Source organism: Pseudomonas fluorescens group sp. (assembly GCF_020093335.1).
GTDB classification, from domain to species: Bacteria; Pseudomonadota; Gammaproteobacteria; order Pseudomonadales; family Pseudomonadaceae; genus Aquipseudomonas; species Aquipseudomonas petroselini.
The window spans coordinates 1-774 of the sequence record NZ_JAIOKW010000087.1 but is presented as its reverse complement, the minus strand read 5'-3'; the positions used below and the strand labels follow the sequence as shown (position 1 = coordinate 774).

General features: G+C 59.2%; 1 protein-coding gene. It reads right to left on the bottom strand.

Annotation, left to right across the window (positions count from 1 at the left end; all coding sequences use genetic code 11):
• Positions 1-97 precede the first annotated feature (97 nt).
• Positions 98-715, bottom strand: coding sequence for a TPM domain-containing protein (locus K7431_RS30815; RefSeq protein WP_012722705.1), 618 nt, complete (start codon positions 713-715; stop codon positions 98-100).
• Between the last annotated feature and the right edge of the window lie 59 nt (positions 716-774).

The following is a 774-nucleotide window of genomic DNA, read 5'->3' as shown; positions in this document are numbered from 1 at the left end:
GCCCCCGATGGCGGTGTGTCAGTACTCGATTTATTGGCTGATCCACCGCTATCGGGGGCAAGCCCCCTCCCACATTTTTAGCCCCGTGTTGAGTTTTTTATTCGAGTACAACCAAGCGATTAGGCAGTTCGTTACGGGTTTGGGTCACCGGCACATGCACCTTGAGCAACTCGCCACAGGCTTCAATGCAGCTGATAAACCCCGCCAACGTCTGTCCCTGTTTCACCTGCTGGGTGAACGCCTTGACGATCGCATCCCAACTGCTGTCATCCAGGCACTTGGAAATGCCGTCATCCACCAGGATCTCCACATACCGCTCGGCCTCGCTGACAAAAATCAGCACCCCGGTACTGCCCACCGTGTGGTGCAGGTTCTGCTCCAGAAACTGCCGACGCGCCAGGTTCGAAGCACGCCAGTGACGGACCGAACGGGGGATGAGGCGCGTGGTGACCTTAGGCAGGCGAAACACCAGGCACAACACGATGAACGTCGTCCATTGCGCCAGCAGCAGGGTGTACATGGTCAGGTAGCCCGACAAGTAATGCACCACACCGGGCACCACCAAGGCGATCAGGCTGGCCCACAGCAGCGGGATATAGGCGTAGTCGTCCGCGCGAGCGGCCAGTACGGTCACCAGTTCCGCGTCAGTGGTTTTTTCCACCCGGGCGATCGCCTCGGCGACTTGGCGCTGCTCGTGTTCAGTCAGTAATGCCATGGTTGTCGTTGCTCTCTCATTATTATCATCACCAGCCGCCTGAAGCCCCGCCGCCGCCG